Origin of the sequence: Paenibacillus sp. FSL P2-0121 (assembly GCF_037975345.1) — a bacterium.
GTDB lineage: Bacteria > Bacillota > Bacilli > Paenibacillales > Paenibacillaceae > Paenibacillus_AQ > Paenibacillus_AQ odorifer.
Genome location: NZ_CP150245.1, coordinates 1,716,983 through 1,733,031 on the forward strand (window position 1 = coordinate 1,716,983; position 16,049 = coordinate 1,733,031).

At 42.5% G+C, this 16,049-nt stretch carries 12 protein-coding genes; 10 read left to right on the forward strand and 2 right to left on the reverse strand.

Annotated elements, in window-relative coordinates; all coding sequences use genetic code 11:
• The first annotated feature begins 27 nt into the window (after positions 1 to 27).
• Both MKY54_RS07630 and MKY54_RS07635 read left to right on the forward strand, forming a co-directional pair.
• On the forward strand, positions 28 to 1,038 hold the full coding sequence (locus MKY54_RS07630) for a 2-oxoacid:acceptor oxidoreductase family protein (RefSeq protein WP_076125317.1): 1,011 nt from the start codon (positions 28 to 30) through the stop codon (positions 1,036 to 1,038).
• A 26-nt stretch (positions 1,039 to 1,064) separates the two neighbouring features.
• On the forward strand, positions 1,065 to 3,371 hold the full coding sequence (locus MKY54_RS07635; RefSeq protein ID WP_076125316.1) for a thiamine pyrophosphate-dependent enzyme: 2,307 nt from the start codon (positions 1,065 to 1,067) through the stop codon (positions 3,369 to 3,371).
• Positions 3,372 to 3,696: 325 nt separating this feature from the next.
• On the opposite strand, the gene MKY54_RS07640 is transcribed toward MKY54_RS07635, so the two are convergent.
• Positions 3,697 to 4,128, reverse strand: a complete 432-nt coding sequence (locus tag MKY54_RS07640) for a hypothetical protein (RefSeq protein WP_339190086.1) — start codon at positions 4,126 to 4,128, stop codon at positions 3,697 to 3,699.
• A 343-nt stretch (positions 4,129 to 4,471) separates the two neighbouring features.
• Here MKY54_RS07640 and MKY54_RS07645 point away from each other — a divergent pair, with 343 nt between their 5' ends.
• The 4 genes from MKY54_RS07645 (at position 4,472) to MKY54_RS07660 (ending at position 9,399) form a co-directional block, all read left to right on the forward strand.
• Positions 4,472 to 5,209, forward strand: coding sequence for a CPBP family intramembrane glutamic endopeptidase (locus tag MKY54_RS07645; protein WP_076305013.1), 738 nt, complete (start codon positions 4,472 to 4,474; stop codon positions 5,207 to 5,209).
• A gap of 115 nt (positions 5,210 to 5,324) precedes the next feature.
• On the forward strand, positions 5,325 to 6,476 hold the full coding sequence (locus MKY54_RS07650; protein ID WP_076307099.1) for a DUF4163 domain-containing protein: 1,152 nt from the start codon (positions 5,325 to 5,327) through the stop codon (positions 6,474 to 6,476).
• A gap of 395 nt (positions 6,477 to 6,871) precedes the next feature.
• A complete protein-coding gene (locus MKY54_RS07655; RefSeq protein ID WP_076218361.1) occupies positions 6,872 to 8,269 on the forward strand; it encodes an MATE family efflux transporter in 1,398 nt (465 codons plus the stop codon).
• 323 nt (positions 8,270 to 8,592) lie between these two features.
• Positions 8,593 to 9,399, forward strand: a complete 807-nt coding sequence (locus tag MKY54_RS07660) for an ATP-binding protein (RefSeq protein ID WP_339190089.1) — start codon at positions 8,593 to 8,595, stop codon at positions 9,397 to 9,399.
• 102 nt (positions 9,400 to 9,501) lie between these two features.
• Here MKY54_RS07660 and MKY54_RS07665 read toward each other — a convergent pair whose 3' ends face one another.
• A complete protein-coding gene (locus MKY54_RS07665; RefSeq protein WP_076279555.1) occupies positions 9,502 to 10,539 on the reverse strand; it encodes a LacI family DNA-binding transcriptional regulator in 1,038 nt (345 codons plus the stop codon).
• A 465-nt stretch (positions 10,540 to 11,004) separates the two neighbouring features.
• Between MKY54_RS07665 and MKY54_RS07670 the strand changes: the two genes are divergently transcribed.
• The 4 genes from MKY54_RS07670 (at position 11,005) to MKY54_RS07685 (ending at position 16,038) form a co-directional block, all read left to right on the forward strand.
• Positions 11,005 to 11,925, forward strand: a complete 921-nt coding sequence (locus tag MKY54_RS07670; RefSeq protein WP_076185370.1) for an ABC transporter permease subunit — start codon at positions 11,005 to 11,007, stop codon at positions 11,923 to 11,925.
• A 17-nt stretch (positions 11,926 to 11,942) separates the two neighbouring features.
• Positions 11,943 to 12,824, forward strand: a complete 882-nt coding sequence (locus MKY54_RS07675) for a carbohydrate ABC transporter permease (RefSeq protein ID WP_036675818.1) — start codon at positions 11,943 to 11,945, stop codon at positions 12,822 to 12,824.
• Positions 12,825 to 12,885: 61 nt separating this feature from the next.
• A complete protein-coding gene (locus tag MKY54_RS07680; protein ID WP_076193509.1) occupies positions 12,886 to 14,499 on the forward strand; it encodes an ABC transporter substrate-binding protein in 1,614 nt (537 codons plus the stop codon).
• 57 nt (positions 14,500 to 14,556) lie between these two features.
• Positions 14,557 to 16,038, forward strand: coding sequence for a glycoside hydrolase family 32 protein (locus MKY54_RS07685; RefSeq protein WP_076305017.1), 1,482 nt, complete (start codon positions 14,557 to 14,559; stop codon positions 16,036 to 16,038).
• Positions 16,039 to 16,049 lie beyond the last annotated feature (11 nt).

Here is a 16,049-nt window from a genome sequence, read left to right on the forward strand (position 1 = left end):
TAGTCTTCTAGTGAAAGGAGTTCATTTATGATTGAATTACCACGAATTAACGATCTCGGATTTTTTGAAATTCGACTGGAGTCTATTGGAGGCTTGGGAGCTAACCTGGCGGGTAAAATGCTCGCAGAAGCGGGAGTCGTCGGAGCGGGGCTGAACGGCGTAAGCTTCTCGTCTTATGGATCAGAGAAAAAGGGCTCTGCTGTAAAGGCCCACATCCGCTTCTGTGATTTAAACACGCATATCCGTGATACTTCGCCGGTAGAGCGTCCCCATGTGGTTGGGGTGTTCCACGAAGCGCTTGTCAAGACCGTTAATGTCACCAGCGGGATTAATGAAGACAGCACTGTTCTTGTGAACTCGGCCAAGACGCCGGAAGAACTCAAAGAGCTGCTGAAGATGAAAGCCGGAACCATTGCTGTGATCGACGCGACAAGCATCGCACTGAAAGAGAAAAACCGTGTAAACATGGCGATGCTGGGTGCCCTGTTCCGGCTCTGCCCATTCCTGGTTGCTGAAACGATGAAGGGCGTTATTGAGAAATCGCTCGGCAAAAAATATCCGCAGGCTGTACAATCGGCTATTACGACTTTTGAGCGCGGCTACAATGAAGTGAAGTTTATGCACTTCGAGCTGGAGGCAGGGGACAGCATGCCTGAATATGTGCGTTCCGACATTTCGCCGTTTGGCTATGAAACTCAGCCTATAGGCGGTACGATCATCAATCCGGGAAGTAGCTTCCTCAAGAACCTGAGCATTTCCCGTTCCGGAATGATTCCGGCTTATGAAAATGAGTCCTGCATTAACTGTGCACAGTGTGACACCGTCTGCCCTGACCAGTGTTTTGTGTGGGAAGAACGGCTTGACCGCAAGGGGCGCTCACAGATGTTCCTGCGGGGCATCGATTATCAATATTGCAAGGGTTGCCTGAAATGCGTAGGCGCCTGCCCGACCTCGGCACTCTCAAGCATGCGCGAGAAGGAAGGCTATGCCGACAGCCATACAGTGCATCATCCATTCGATCTCATCACGCAAGCGTAAATCTGGTTAGAAAGGCGGAATGAACAATGGCTATTGATTATGAAAAAGAAATAGGTTCTGCCAAAGTAGAACAGAAATTCCTATATGAATCAGGCAATGAGATGGCGGCCTATGCTGCGCATCAGATCAACTATCATGTCATGGGGTATTTCCCGATCTCGCCATCGACAGAGGTTGCCCAATTCCTCGATACGATGAAAGCCAGCGGCCAGCATGACATTATGCTCGTGCCCTCAGATGGTGAGCACAGCTCGGCAGGTATCTGTTATGGCGCTTCTACAGCCGGCGGACGCGTATTTAACGCCACCAGTGCGCAAGGCTACATGTACATGCTTGAGCAGCTGCCTGTACAAGCCGGTACGCGGATGCCCATGGTTATGAACCTGATTTGCCGCTCCATCTCCGGACCGCTGAACATTCACGGGGACCACTCCGATTTGTATTTTGCACTCAATACCGGCTGGCCGATTCTGATGTGCCGTGACCCGCAGTCGGTCTACGACATGAATCTGATGGCACTGAAGCTGGCTGAGCATGTCAAAGTCCGCCTGCCGGTTATGGTAGCTTCGGACGGATATTTCACTTCTCACCAGAAGCGCCGCGTACAGGCTTTTGCGCACCGCGCAGATGTGCATAAATTCGTAGGCGAACAGCCGCCAGCCGGCTCAACCGATACCCTTGACCGCAACAATCCGGTTACTGTTGGTCCTTACATGAATGAACCGGATTATATCAATAATCGCTATCAGCAGTCTGTGGCCATGTACAATGCCGGTGAAGTGTTCGAAGAGATCGCTCAGGAATTTGCTGATCTGACCGGACGCCATTATGAGGTGATTGAGCAGTACCGGATGGGGGATGCCGATGTGGCTGTCTTCCTGATGAATTCCGCGTCCGAGATCATTAAGGATGTTGTGGATCAGTTGCGACTGCAGGGAGTCAAAGCCGGAGCGATTTCACCGAACATGATCCGTCCGTTCCCGCAGAAGCAGATCGCGGAAGCACTGAAGAATGTCAAAGCCATTACTGTTGGTGACCGTGCGGATTCCTTCGGCGGACACGGCGGCAACATGGTTAACGAAATCAAAGCAGCGCTGTTCACTTACGGGAATACAACGACTAAAGTCATCAGCCGGATTTACGGATTAGGCGGAAAGGACTTCTATGCTGAAGATGGCCATCATTTCTTCCAGCTGGCGTTGGATGCTGTTGTTGCTGACCGTGTTGAAGTACCGTTTGATTACTACGGCCACAATCCTGGTGAACCGGAAAAGGCACCGCAGCGCCTGCTTAAGCCGATGAATTTCGATTTGTTGAAGACGGGCCTCATTACTGTTACTAAAAATGAAGAAACCGGAAAGCTGGCCGTGAAGATTCCCCCGATCCGCAGTTTGATGAAGAAACCAAGACGCCTGGCTCCGGGTCACGGCACATGCCCGGGCTGCGGGATTTTCTCGGGTCTTGAGCTGTTCTTCAGGGGAATTGAAGGAGATATCGTTGCGCTGTACCATACAGGATGCGCAATGGTTACAACAACCGGCTATCCTTATTCGTCGCACAAGTCAACGTTCATCCATAACCTTTTCCAGAACGGTGCGGCTACGTTGTCCGGGGTGGTAGAAATGTTCTGGGAACGCAAACGCCGCGGAGAGCTGGATGGACTGGGCCTGAGGAATGACTTTACTTTCGTTATGGTAACAGGCGACGGAGGTATGGATATCGGGATGGGACCAGCCATTGGTGCTGCACTGCGCGGACATAAAATGATTATCATCGAGTATGATAATGAAGGTTATATGAACACTGGTGCACAGCAGTCTTATTCAACACCGCTCGGTCACCGGACTTCTACTTCAAGCATCGGCAAGACCCAGCAGGGTAAAGTTACCCAGCATAAAGATACTGCCCAGATCATGGCAGCCACTAATATTCCTTATGTATTCACCGGCTGTGAAGCCTACCCGCAGGATCTGCTCAAAAAAGCAGCTAAGGCCCAATGGTACGCGCAGAATGAAGGTCTGGTCTACGGCAAGATTCTGATTGCCTGCCCGTTGAATTGGATGACCGAAGACAAGGATGGGACGGATATTGTATCCTTGGCGGTGGAATCCTGCTTCTTCCCGCTGTATGAAGTGGAACAAGGCACAACGACCATTACGTACAATCCGGAGAACAAGGACAAACGTATTGAAGTCTCTGCCTGGCTGAAGACGATGGGTAAGACCCGCCATCTGCTCAAGCCTGAGAACGAACCGGCTCTGCGCAGCTTTGAGAGCGAAGTTCAGCGCCGCTGGAGTCGTCTCAAAGCGAAACACGAGCATTCTGAATTGTAAATATAGTTTTTTAAACATTACACTTATCGATATTTTGATTCGGAAGTGGATGATTTGCTCAAGGGAGTATATCTGAAGATCGAGAAGAGCGGATACAGCGGGAGATAGCGAAGGAGCTGGGGATCTCACGGAGTTATGTTTCGAGAGTGAATTTAAGAAACAAAGTCTGGGAATAGATTAATACCTGTGAGGACAGGGGATTCGTCGGTTTACGTTACTTTATTTATATAGTGTAGAAGTTAAAAATCATGATAAAAAAGCAACTTATCTGCGGATAAGTTGCTTTTTGACGATACGTCATTCTTTAGCTAATTCGGCTCTTTTATTATTCAGAGCGGTTCTGCTCAATCATTAGGTTGTACCTCTTCAAAAGCAGCTTGTTGAAAAAATAAAAACATAACCCGTTAAGGAATCCTATTACGGTTGAACTGAATGCCGAGATTAGATATCCTTCATTTTCTACATTTGAAACAAGGTTAATGACAATAATTGAAAGAATGAGACTGAAAGCAAAACCTCCCAAGGAGAAATATAACAAATTGAGTAGAAAAACTCCTCTTCGCTTTTTAATCAAGCTTTCAATAAAATCATTTAAATAGATAATAAGTAAAATACCATAAACTAATAATAGGGCAATAAGCCCATAGAAACCAGCAGGTGGTGGCTTATCCGCAAGAGCAAAAAAGATGACAGTCCAAAAAAAGAAGAATGTGAAGAAATTTATCGTTTTAATTTTTTTTAACAGCTTCAGGTCCATAACATTGGTAAACCTCGCTTTTTAGTTTTTTAACAAGGGAACTGTTTATTCTATTATTACCTGTCTATTTTATCAAAACAACATAATTATTTCTGAAATAGATTCATTTTTTTAAAAACATTTTCATGAATTTGCAAAATTAAGCGATGAATTAATTTCAGTTTATTTAAAACTTGTGTAAATATTGTAATTTTTTTCTGAAAATTTTGTAAATGTTTCAGAAAAAAATGGGGGTATAGTGTGATAGTACAAAAAACAGCTGACTGTATTTCTATTCTCCGCATCATTGGTTTTAGTATTCAGAGAGTATAGCTTTTCATTATTTTCAGGAAGGATTTGATTAATGATGAGTAAAAGTAATTTTTTTAGATTTGAGCGTAAAAATGATGATTTTCCGTTCTACAGTGAACTGCAATCCCCTACTCTAAATTTGAAAACCAGCCTAATATTTCTGATAGCTGTTGCTGCAGGTTTTGCATTGTTTCTTATTGGGTTTGGAGGTACTTATGGACATCCTTTTATAAATGTGATTTTCCCATTAGCAGCAGTTATCTTTGTTGCACGGAGTCAGTGGACATTACTTTTCAGAAAATTAGTTGCTAAAGATATTATATTAATTCTTGGGACGTACATTGTAAATCTTATTGTGACCTATGGTGTTGGTTTTATTATTACGAAATTATTTAATTTTAGTGCAAATCCAGTGAGTGAAGGATTCAATGGTAATTTTTCCGATACAATTACGACGTTCCTGACAATGCTCCCGATGCTGTTTGGAGAAGAATTAATAACGATCCTTCCATTCTTAGTCATTTTGTACTTAGGAGTAAAAAAACTTAAAATGAACAGAAAGTCTGCGATTATCTTAGCGTGGATTGTAGTATCCATTATTTTTGGCGCATACCATTTACCAACTTATAATTGGAATATTGCACAAGCCATTCTCGGTATCGGCATTGTACGGATTGTCCTGCTCTATCCATACATTAAGACTAAAAACATTTGGACATCGTTTATAGTGCATGTGCTAAATGACTGGACACTTTTTGGATTTGCCTTTATGGTTTCAATGCATCATTGATTAGAGAATTCCATGTAAAAATTGTAATCTTTTTCTGAAAATACTGTAAACCATCCGGGAAATGACGGGATTATAGTGTGATAGTAAGAAAATGACTAAAAGGAGATCTTCAAAAATGGAAACTCAAGTTAAAAAATTCACAACTAAAAAGCGGATGTCCGTACTTCTATTGTCAGCAGCACTGGCTGCAGTTGGCACAGCGGCGGCTTTACCCGTGTCTGTCGGATCAGTTCATGCTGCAGCCATTACTGCAACAATAACCTCCAGGGTGAATGTCCAGGTTAAAGGTAAAGCAATCGGGACTCAGGCTTTCCTAAGCCCATTAGGTAATACACTCATTCCGCTTAAAGACGCAGCGCAAGCATTAGGCGCAGCTGTTAAATACGATAACAAAAATCATAGTGTAGAGCTTACCCTGGGAGAGAATACTGTAAATTATTCATTGGATATCGACAGTGCACTTGTAAAGTTAAATGGAAGCGGTCTGGGACAAAGATATGAAGCTCAGGTAATCGGAGGAACTTCTTTTGTTGCAGTGCAAGCCTTGGTTGAACCTTTCGGATATTTGGCCCAATGGAACGGACAAACCCGTACTGTCAATATCACGAATGCAGGAATGAATGAACTGACTATAACTGCCGGTAAACTCCAGTCTTCTAATTCCCATAAGGATGTAACCATCAATATCGTATATCCAGTTGTATCGCAGCTTGCGAATCAAAATGCCGAAGCGGCAATTAATAAAGCGGTGAAAGCTCAGGCACAGAAGTTTCTAGATGCCTCGGAAAAACAACTGGCTAAGTCTGGTGCTCCAGCGGAAGGAGCGACATACGATTTCGAACTGGCCTACAAGGTGACTTACAATCAAAATGGAGTGATTAGCTTCCTGCTTACCAATTATCAATACCTCGGCGGAGCTCATGGAGGCGGCTCACAAACAGGTCTTACTTACTCTCTGCAGGATGGTACGACAATGAAGCTGGGAGATTTGCTGAAATCCAACAGCAATTACAGTCAGGTTATTAAGAAATCACTTCAAGAACAAGTCCAAAAAGGTACTGAGTCTTCTATCTACTCTATTGACCTGTTCAATAAGTTAACTAAAGATTCTAATGCATACCTGGATAACTTCTACTTGACTAATGCAGGATTCACTGTGTTTTTTGTTCCAGGTGATATAGCAGAAAGTGTTGTAGGCAGTCCTGAATTCAAATTCACATGGGCTCAGTTCCTTTCGAATAATGCGGATCCGTTCGCTGCTTATTAGGTCGGTTTTTGACTTCAATCGTTTTTTTTCATCGTTACTTTATCACAAAAGAGTTTTTTTTAAAGCAACTTGCCAACTGGGAAGTTGCTTTTTTTGTTGAGTTAAGTAGGGGGGACTAAATGATTGCCTAGCATTCAAAATTGACCATGTACCGGAAACTTGCGGAGCCGCGACCACTCCTGCTGCAGTTTTTTAATAGAATGGAAATGAGAGGGGGCTATTCCGGGGAGATTTATATAAATTCAAAGATAAAATCCTATATGAGATAGAAACAATCCTTTTTGCGGTAGTTGCTAGCCAACATGTCTTATAGACTAGTTAATGCAAGGAGTCCCGTATAATTTTGAACGACGACTTTGCATATTCAGTCAAAAGAAGGAGAGAAAATTCATATTATGAACACAGTAACACAGATAAACAACAGCAAAGACAAGCAGACGCATTTTATTCTCAACGGTAATCTTTGGAATATTATGGTCCAGTTATCATGGCCCGCTATCATCGCAATGGTCCTCTATGGCTTAAATGCGGTTATTGCCGCTGTATTTGTGGGAAGATTTGTCGGAGAGGAAGCACTGGCTGGGGTATCGGTAGCTTATCCTTTAACCCAGATCAGCTTGGGACTGGGCTCCTTGATTGGGGTGGGTGCCGGTTCTGCTTTAAGTTTAGCCCTCGGCAGGCAGGACAAAGAAATGCAGAAGCGTTTGATGGGGAATGTTAATTATCTGTCCATCCTTGTAACGCTTGTCTATATGGTATTGGGTTTGCTTTTCTCTACACAGCTGGTGCGAATCATGGGAGGAGAAGGGGAAACTCTGGCTCTTGGAGACAGCTATTTTAGAATTACGGTGATTGGTTCATTTTTCTGGATTTATGGACTGGCTGCCAACATGATTGTACGTGCCGAAGGGAAAATGAAATCGGCAGCCGTGGTAATGGGCATTGGACTGGCAGTTGATGTATTGTCCAATTATATTCTGGTAGCCTGGCTGGATTTTGGAGTAGAGGGTGCTGCCTGGGCTACAAATATCGGGATGCTGGTCTACACCTTGCTGGGATGGATTTATTTTGGCAAAGGATTTGCCTCATTCCGAACGAATGTCTTCGCAATCTATCGGGATGCTGCCACAATCAAATCCATAATTGGTCTGGGAATGTCCTCTTTCATTATGAACTTTATGAATCTGGTACAGGCTGTTGTAGTATTTAATGCACTGTCGAGATACGGGACTACAGCAGATATTGCATTTTATGGTGTGGTTTTTCGTGTATTCACCTTCCTGTTGACGCCGATATTCGGATTAATGCGCGCCTTGCAGCCAGTCATCGGCATAAATTTTGGAGCAGAACAGTATGAGCGCGCCATCAAAGCTTATAAAATATTCACCCTTGTCTCCATGCTGCTGACTTTGCCTTTCTGGATAATTTCAATGATCTCGCCGGCTTCCATTCTGGGGCTAATGCTGCCGGATCAAATCTTTAAGACCAGCGAAATGTTATATTTCCGATTGAACATGGCGGTTCTGCCATTATTGTCGCTCATTTTTATGGCCATGACCTTTTTCCCTGCGATTAATAAAGGGAAACCGGCGGCCGTTATCGGCATCACCAGACAACTTGTTTTTTATGTGCCAGTGATGCTTGTTTTGCCAAGATGGTTAGGCGTCTCCGGAGTATATTGGGGTTCGCTTGTAATTGATTCTGTGGTTGTAGTGTGGACGGTAATCCTGGTAACTAAGGAATTCACCCGGCTCAGAGCTAAGTCCAAGCTAGCCAGGACTTACAATATGTGAAGGCAAGATGCTGGAACTTCTGCTTTGCCTGGATGGGCGATTTAATAGATATACCCTAAAAGAGCCTTGGAATTATAAAGGCTCTTTTTTGTGCTACTGGTTGACATTATAAACAAAAAGAAAGTATGATATTTTAAATCGTAATATTTACGAATAAATACAATGTGGAAGATGAATTGATTTGTGGATAACGAATGGTCACAAGCGGACTCTATCGTTCCTCACGAGGACTTCGAACGGCAATTAGAGCAGGTTGAACTGGATTCAGAAAGGATCTTTTGGATTTCTTGAAAATAACCATTTTAAAGGAGCTTCAATAAATAATGAATAAAAGCAGCACCAATCAACGTCTACCCAGAGCAAAAGGGATTGATATGGGTACCTATTATACAGCCAAAGAATGTGCCAAAAAGGTTAGACATCTGATCCTACCCGATATGAATCGAAAGATTGTCGAAGAATTCATCACAATCTTAGGTATGAGGGAAAGATTTGAAGAGCATCGAGTTCCAATTCCCAATAAAGTGGTTATGTATGGTCCACCGGGCACAGGGAAAACACTGACGGCATTTTATATGGCTCAAATGCTGGAGCTTCCACTTATCCTAGTTCGACTTGATGCAATTATTCACAGTCATTTGGGCGAGACTGGAAGTAATATCCGTAAAATATTTGAGTATGCCAAAGCATCTCCTTGTGTTCTTTTCCTGGATGAGTTTGATGCCATTGCAAGAACACGGGAGAGTAATGACGAGGTTAAAGAAATGGCTCGTGCGGTGAATACACTGCTGCAATGTCTCGATGATTTTGGTGACAATAGCATTTTTGTAGCAGCGACGAACCTAGAAAATGAACTGGATAGAGCTATTTGGCGAAGGTTTGATACAAAAATGATTTATGCTAACCCGGATGAATCAAGTAGGCGTCAATATGTCGAACTGTTAATTAATGACTTTGAAAGTGAAGCTGGGTTGATGGAGGAGGCATGCGAACGTCTTTCCGGTTGCAGTTTTGCTGATATTGAACAAATTGTCCTGAAAGCGAAACGTAAGGCGATTATTGAGCATTGTCTGCTAAAACGAGAGCATATTGTTCTATCTTATGAAGAATACAATCCTTCCTTGAACTAATTGTGGGATTATAAATACAGGAAATTGTAATTGGAACAATTCAACGAAAAAAAAGAACCCCAGCGACGGAATTTTTAATCGCTTGGGTTCTTTTTAAATTCATCAACTGATATTAGGTGTAGATTCTCTTAGGATGAGTTTGGTATAAATATGAGAAACCTGATAGGGTTGCTTCGGATCATGAATTCGGGAAAGTAGCATTTCAGCTGCTTTGACACCCATCTGATTACTATAAATATGAACAGTGGTGAGATGGGGTTCTACAATGCTTGATTCAGGACCATTATCAAAACCACAAATGACGAGGTCATTAGGAATGGAAAGCATATTTTTGAGTGACTTCATAAAGGTAACCGCAATATAATCGTTAGCACACACGAAAGCAGAAGGAAGCTGATTGATTTGGCTTAGCTTAGCATCTGCCCACTCCGGACTCGAAAAAAATAGTCGATCGTCATCGAGAATACATTGTGAGAGATCGAGATGAATCCCAGATTCTATCAATGCGCGATTAAAGCCCACCCATCTTTCATTAAAACTCCTACAGTGATTATAGTCCCCGATGAACCCCAGTGATGTGTAACCGCCATCAATTAACTTTTTTGTAAGTTGATATGTGCTGTGTTCGTTTTCCATGAGAAGTACATCTGCTTGGAATTCAGGGTAGCAGATATCGGCAGAGCAGTCGATGAAAATAGTTGGAATGCCTAGACTTGTAATCAGCTTACTATATTCGGAATTGAACAACTCAATACAAATAATTCCGTCTACATTGGCGACATCAAAATTATTTGGAAGAGACAAGGACTCCTGATCAATGTCTCTTATAATGTGCATGGATAAATTATATCCTTCTGCACTGATTCGTTTCTCCATGCCACTGATCAGTTTCGATCCAAAGTGGGAAGTGTTAGGTAAGTTTTCTGTTAATAAAGCGATATTTCCAGAGTTTCTTGGTTGAACACTCTCGGTGTCCATAAAAGCAAATTGTTTATATTTTAACTCTATCGCTTTCTTTATAACCTTGTTTCTAGTTTCATCAGGTATACCATTCGTTCCATTTAAGGCTTTGGAAGCTGTATTTCTAGAGATTCCTAAAGCATCCGCGATGTCTTGTATGGTTACTTTTTCCCTGGCCATCTATGTAATTCACCTCTATATTCTTGTTCTTAACCTTCGCCACAAATAGTGTACTGTTTGGCATGATTCCAACTCTCTTTAATGTATATTAGTTTACTCAAAATAGCAATATGATATTTACAAATGAACAATTTAGTTTACGTTTTATCAGCGGATAAATGTGCAAAAAAGGTATTATTATTTTCATCTTCATGAGAATATGTTGACTTTAAAGTATATAATCCTATTTAAATTGGCTGTATTTGTAATTATGTAAAATTACATGCATCATTTATGAACATAATTCTTTGTCATATGCACATAAATATTTTTACAAAATGTATTGACGAACGATTAAGTGTTTGGTAAATTGTAAAAGCAGCAGGACATAAGCCAATTGAAAGCCCTTACTGCATCAAGATATAAACATTGATAAGAACGGAGGTAAAGGCATTGCAAAACCTAATAGAAGCTGAACACAGAACAATGGTGACCAAACATAAGAGCTCCTTACTAGACTATCTAAAGAAATACTACTTTCTTTATATTTTGCTCGCACCAGCTGTGATCCTGACCCTGATTTTTAAATACGGTCCTATGTATGGTGCGATTATCGCCTTTAAAGATTTCAGCCCAATCAAAGGGATTATGGGGAGTGAATGGGTAGGCTTGTACAACTTCGAGAAATTCCTGTCATCCCCCAACTTCGAAGTTATCTTTATGAATACGCTTAAATTAAGTTTTTTTGGATTAATTCTGAGTTTTCCAATTCCAATCCTGCTTGCGTTGATGTTAAATCAAATTCGCCGTGCAGGCGTCAAAAAGAACATTCAGTTGTTCTTGTATGCACCTAACTTTATTTCTGTTGTCGTTGTGGTCGGGATGTTGTTTATCTTCTTGTCCCCAACGGGACCGATTAACCAGTTTTTTACGTGGCTTACAGGTGAACCAATCATGTTCATGTCTCGTCCGGAGTACTTCCGTTCGATCTACATTCTTTCTGATATTTGGACCGGAGCCGGTTGGGCATCCATTATTTATGTAGCAGCACTTGCTAATGTCGATCCTGAGTTACATAATGCAGCCAATCTTGACGGCGCTAATCTTCTACAAAGAATACGCCATATCGATTTGCCAACCATTCGTCCAATTATGGCTATCGTATTTATCCTTGCAGCTGGTGGGATTATGTCCATTGGTTTCGAAAAAGCCTATCTCATGCAAACGGCGATGAACTTGCCAACCTCAGAAATCATTCCGACTTACGTTTATAAAATTGGTTTGCAGTCGGGCGATTATGCCTATTCAGCCGCAGTAGGGTTGTTTAACTCTATCATCAACATCGTCTTGCTCGTCACCGTTAACTTCACCGTGAAGAAACTGAATGAGGGCGAAGGTCTTTACTAAGAAAGGAGCAACAAGCTATGCCCATTAAACATTCCGGATTAGATCGCTTTATCGTCGTGCTGAACGCGATCTTCCTGACACTGGCCGTACTTATCATTGTACTTCCTTTGATTTATGTAGTGATTGCATCTTTTATGGATCCATCAGTTCTGCTCAGTAAAGGATTATCATTCAACCTTTCGGACTGGTCATTAGAAGGGTATATAAAAATTCTTTCTAATCCGGCCATGATCCGAGGTTTTGGAAACTCTGTTTTATACTCTGTTTCATTTGCCATGCTTACCGTTCTCGTCTCTATCTGTGCAGGGTACGCACTGTCTGATGACAGGCTCAAAGGAAAAGGATTCTTCATGACCTTGTTTATTATCACCATGTTCTTTGGGGGTGGGCTTATACCTACATACCTGCTCGTTAAGAATCTTGGTCTGCTTGATACAGTATGGGCGGTGATCATTCCAGGAGCAGTCAATGTATGGAACATCATTCTCTCTAGAACTTTCTTCAAAGGAGTACCGAATGAAATGAAGGAAGCCGCTAATGTAGACGGAGCTTCGGAGATGCGGATTTTCTTCAGTGTCGTATTACCGCTCTCCAAACCGATTGTTTTCGTGCTCGCTCTTTATGCTTTTGTGGGCCAGTGGAATTCCTACTTTGACGCCATGATCTATTTAGATAATCCGAATCTTCATCCACTGCAGCTCGTGTTGCGGTCCATCTTGATCCAGAATCAGGTAGATCCGGGCATGATCAGCGATCAACTCGCCATGGCGGAAATGAAACGATTGTCTGAAATCATCAAGTACGCTGCCATTGTTGTTTCCAGTTTGCCACTTATTGTTATGTATCCGTTCTTCCAGAAGTACTTTGAAAAAGGTGTTATGGTCGGTTCCCTTAAGTAGGAAACAGGCTGCACATAGATAAAGATTAATTCATTCATATCTAATTTGGAGGTCATACCCTATGAAAAGAATTAAGAAATCAAGAGTATCAACGAAAGTAGCTTCTGCATCTGTACTTGCTTCGTTTATGTTCCTTACTGCATGCGGTGGCGGAGGAGGAGGGGGAAGTGCAGCTAGTAAAGAACAGGACGCCAGCGGTAAAGTAACTTTGAACTTTATTACGCAAAGCTCTCCACTTGCACCCGTTGATCCAAATGAAAAACTGATTAATAAGCGTCTTGAAGAAAAGACGAATGTTCATATTAATTGGAAGAATTTCACGAAAGACGTATTTGTTGAAAAAAGAAACCTGGCTGTGGCAAGCGGCGATCTTCCTGATGCAATTTTTAATGCGGACTATAGCGACTATGAGCTGCTCAAGCTTGCTAAAGATGGTGCCATTATTCCGCTGAATGAGCTTATCGAGAACAATATGCCCAACTTCAAAAAGGTGCTGGAAGAAGCACCGGAATACAAGAGTATGATTACGGCACCAGACGGTAATATTTATGCCTTTCCGTGGATCGAAGAGCTGGGCAATGGCAAAGAAAGAATCCAGGCTGTAGACAGTATGCCTTGGATCAATGTGGAATGGCTTGAGAAGCTGGGCCTTGATATGCCTACAACAACAGAAGAATTAAAAGAAGTATTAATTGCCTTCAAAACAAAAGATCCAAATGGCAATGGTAAGGCTGACGAAATTCCTTTGTCCTTTATTAACAAGCCTGGAGCAGAAGATCTGGTTTTCCTATTTGCTTCATTCGGATTGGGGGAGAACCCCGACCACGCGGTTGTAAGCAATGATGGGAAGGTAATATTTACGGCGGCACAAGATGATTACAAAGAAGCCGTTTCTTTTATTAACGAGCTGTATAAAGAAGGACTCATTGATATTGAAGCCTATACTCAGGACTGGAGTACTTACCTTGCAAAAGGAAAGGATCAGAGATACGGACTTTACTTCTCATGGGATAAAGCTAACATCACTGGAGCAAATGACATTTACGAGGTTATGCCTCCACTTGCTGGACCAGATGGTGAAGTTAACGTAACAAGAACGAACGCGCTTGGTTTGGGCAGAGGTAAGATGGTTGTTACTAGCGCCAATAAGAACTTAGAAACGACAGCGAAATGGGTTGATCAACTCTACGATCCGATTCAATCTGTACAGAACAACTGGGGAACGTATGGAGACGATAAACAGCAAAATATCTTCGAATTTGATAAAGAAAAAGAAATGCTGAAGCATTTGCCGCTGGAGGGTGCAGCTCCTGTAGAACTACGTGAGAAAACAAGTGTCGGTGGACCCTTAGCTATCCTTGATTCCTATTATGGCAAATACACAACCATGCCGGATGATGCCAAAGGCAGAATGGATATTATCAAGAACATCATGGCGCCTAAAATGAAAGCAGAAAACGTAATGCCGAGTGTATTCCATTCCATTCAAGAACTTGATCGCCTTACGACAATTGAGACGGATCTGTTTGCCTACGTGCTTAGAATGCGTACTGAATGGTACCAAAATGGTAAAGTCGAAGCGCAGTGGGATGAATATTTGAAAGAATTGGACCGTCTGGGCCTGCAAGAATGGCTTGAAATTAAACAAGGCGGCTATGACAGAGCAAGCAAATAATAAACTATAAATAATATGCGGTAAATGCCGTGTTCGGGAGTAAAGGAGAAAACAATAATGTCTACGATTGCGAAACAAAATTACCGCGGAGTGTATCATTTTTCCCCTAAGGAAAAGTGGATGAACGATCCAAACGGAATGGTTTATTTTGAGGGTGAATATCATTTGTTCTTTCAGCACCATCCGGGTGGAATGACCATGGGAGCTATGCACTGGGGCCATGCGGTCAGCAAGGATCTTGTTACATGGGAGGAACTGCCTATCGCTCTCGCTCCAGATGAATTAGGTATGATTTTTTCCGGCAGTGCTGTAGTTGACTGGAATAATACGACTGGATTTTTTGAAGGTAAACCAGGTTTAGTAGCAATTTTTACGCATCATTTGGATATGCCAGAAGGCAAGCCAGCCATTCAGCGTCAAAGCTTGGCCTACAGTAAAGATAACGGAAGAACCTGGACGAAATATGAAGGAAACCCGGTACTTGAACATGATACATTCATTGATTTCCGTGACCCCAAAGTATTTTGGAATCAAGATACGAATCAATGGGTGATGATTGTAGCTTGTGGTCAAACGGTGTGTTTATATCATTCTCCTGATCTAATTAACTGGACATATGCCAGCGAATTTGGTAACGGAATCGGTTCTCATGACGGGGTATGGGAATGCCCAGACTTGTTCCCACTTGCTATTGATGGCGATCCTTCGAACACGAAATGGGTGATGCTTGTGAGCATCGGTGCGGATCCCGCTTTTGTGGAAGGGTCAAGAACTCAGTATTTCACAGGGGATTTTGATGGAGAAGTGTTCACGCCAGATGAAGATACGATAAAAGTTCGCTGGATTGATTATGGAAGAGATAATTATGCAGGTGTAAGCTGGTCTGATATACCGGCTGAAGATGGAAGACGACTATTTATCGGCTGGATGAGCAACTGGATGTATGCTAACAAGACGCCGGCAAAAGAATTCCGCGGCGCGATGACGATTGCAAGGGAACTTCAACTCGAATCAAGACAAGGGGAGATCTTTCTTGTGCAGAAGCCGGTACAAGAGTTGGAATCTGCTCGTGTACAGGTCCTTTCTGTGAAAGAGGCAACGGTGCAAGAAATCAATACTCTTCTTAAGGAGATTCACTTGGAATCTTATGAGATTATAGCTGAGTTCACTCGAGGTAAATCTGTAGGCTTCAAAGTAAGAGTAGGTGCGGATAGTCAAACAATAATCGGTATTAACGGTGAGACAGAGGAGCTTTATGTAGATCGGATGGCTTCAGGTCAGCATGATTTCCACGAACATTTCGTAGGACATCATTCAGCCAAGCTCGAAGCGCTTGATGAGTCAAATGATCTCCGTATTTTTGTGGATCGCTCTTCAGTTGAGGCGTTCAGTAATGGTGGTCAGGCAGTGATTACGGATCTTATATTCCCTGGACTAGAATCTAAAGGTATAGCTATGTTTGCAGAAAATGAGAATGACTTGCTGATTTCCCTGGATATCTATGAGCTTACTCCCTCTGCTGAGCAAGACAAGAATTAGTCATCGAGAGG

Excerpts from the sequence above, each read along its gene's own strand:
- MKY54_RS07630 (WP_076125317.1), top strand. The coding sequence starts at position 28 with ATGATTGAATTACCACGAATTAACGATCTCGGATTTTTTGAAATTCGA.
- MKY54_RS07635 (WP_076125316.1), top strand. The coding sequence starts at position 1,065 with ATGGCTATTGATTATGAAAAAGAAATAGGTTCTGCCAAAGTAGAACAG.
- MKY54_RS07640 (WP_339190086.1), bottom strand. The coding sequence starts at position 4,128 with ATGGACCTGAAGCTGTTAAAAAAAATTAAAACGATAAATTTCTTCACA.
- MKY54_RS07645 (WP_076305013.1), top strand. The coding sequence starts at position 4,472 with ATGATGAGTAAAAGTAATTTTTTTAGATTTGAGCGTAAAAATGATGAT.
- MKY54_RS07650 (WP_076307099.1), top strand. The coding sequence starts at position 5,325 with ATGGAAACTCAAGTTAAAAAATTCACAACTAAAAAGCGGATGTCCGTA.
- MKY54_RS07655 (WP_076218361.1), top strand. The coding sequence starts at position 6,872 with ATGAACACAGTAACACAGATAAACAACAGCAAAGACAAGCAGACGCAT.
- MKY54_RS07660 (WP_339190089.1), top strand. The coding sequence starts at position 8,593 with ATGAATAAAAGCAGCACCAATCAACGTCTACCCAGAGCAAAAGGGATT.
- MKY54_RS07665 (WP_076279555.1), bottom strand. The coding sequence starts at position 10,539 with ATGGCCAGGGAAAAAGTAACCATACAAGACATCGCGGATGCTTTAGGA.
- MKY54_RS07670 (WP_076185370.1), top strand. The coding sequence starts at position 11,005 with ATGGTGACCAAACATAAGAGCTCCTTACTAGACTATCTAAAGAAATAC.
- MKY54_RS07675 (WP_036675818.1), top strand. The coding sequence starts at position 11,943 with ATGCCCATTAAACATTCCGGATTAGATCGCTTTATCGTCGTGCTGAAC.
- MKY54_RS07680 (WP_076193509.1), top strand. The coding sequence starts at position 12,886 with ATGAAAAGAATTAAGAAATCAAGAGTATCAACGAAAGTAGCTTCTGCA.
- MKY54_RS07685 (WP_076305017.1), top strand. The coding sequence starts at position 14,557 with ATGTCTACGATTGCGAAACAAAATTACCGCGGAGTGTATCATTTTTCC.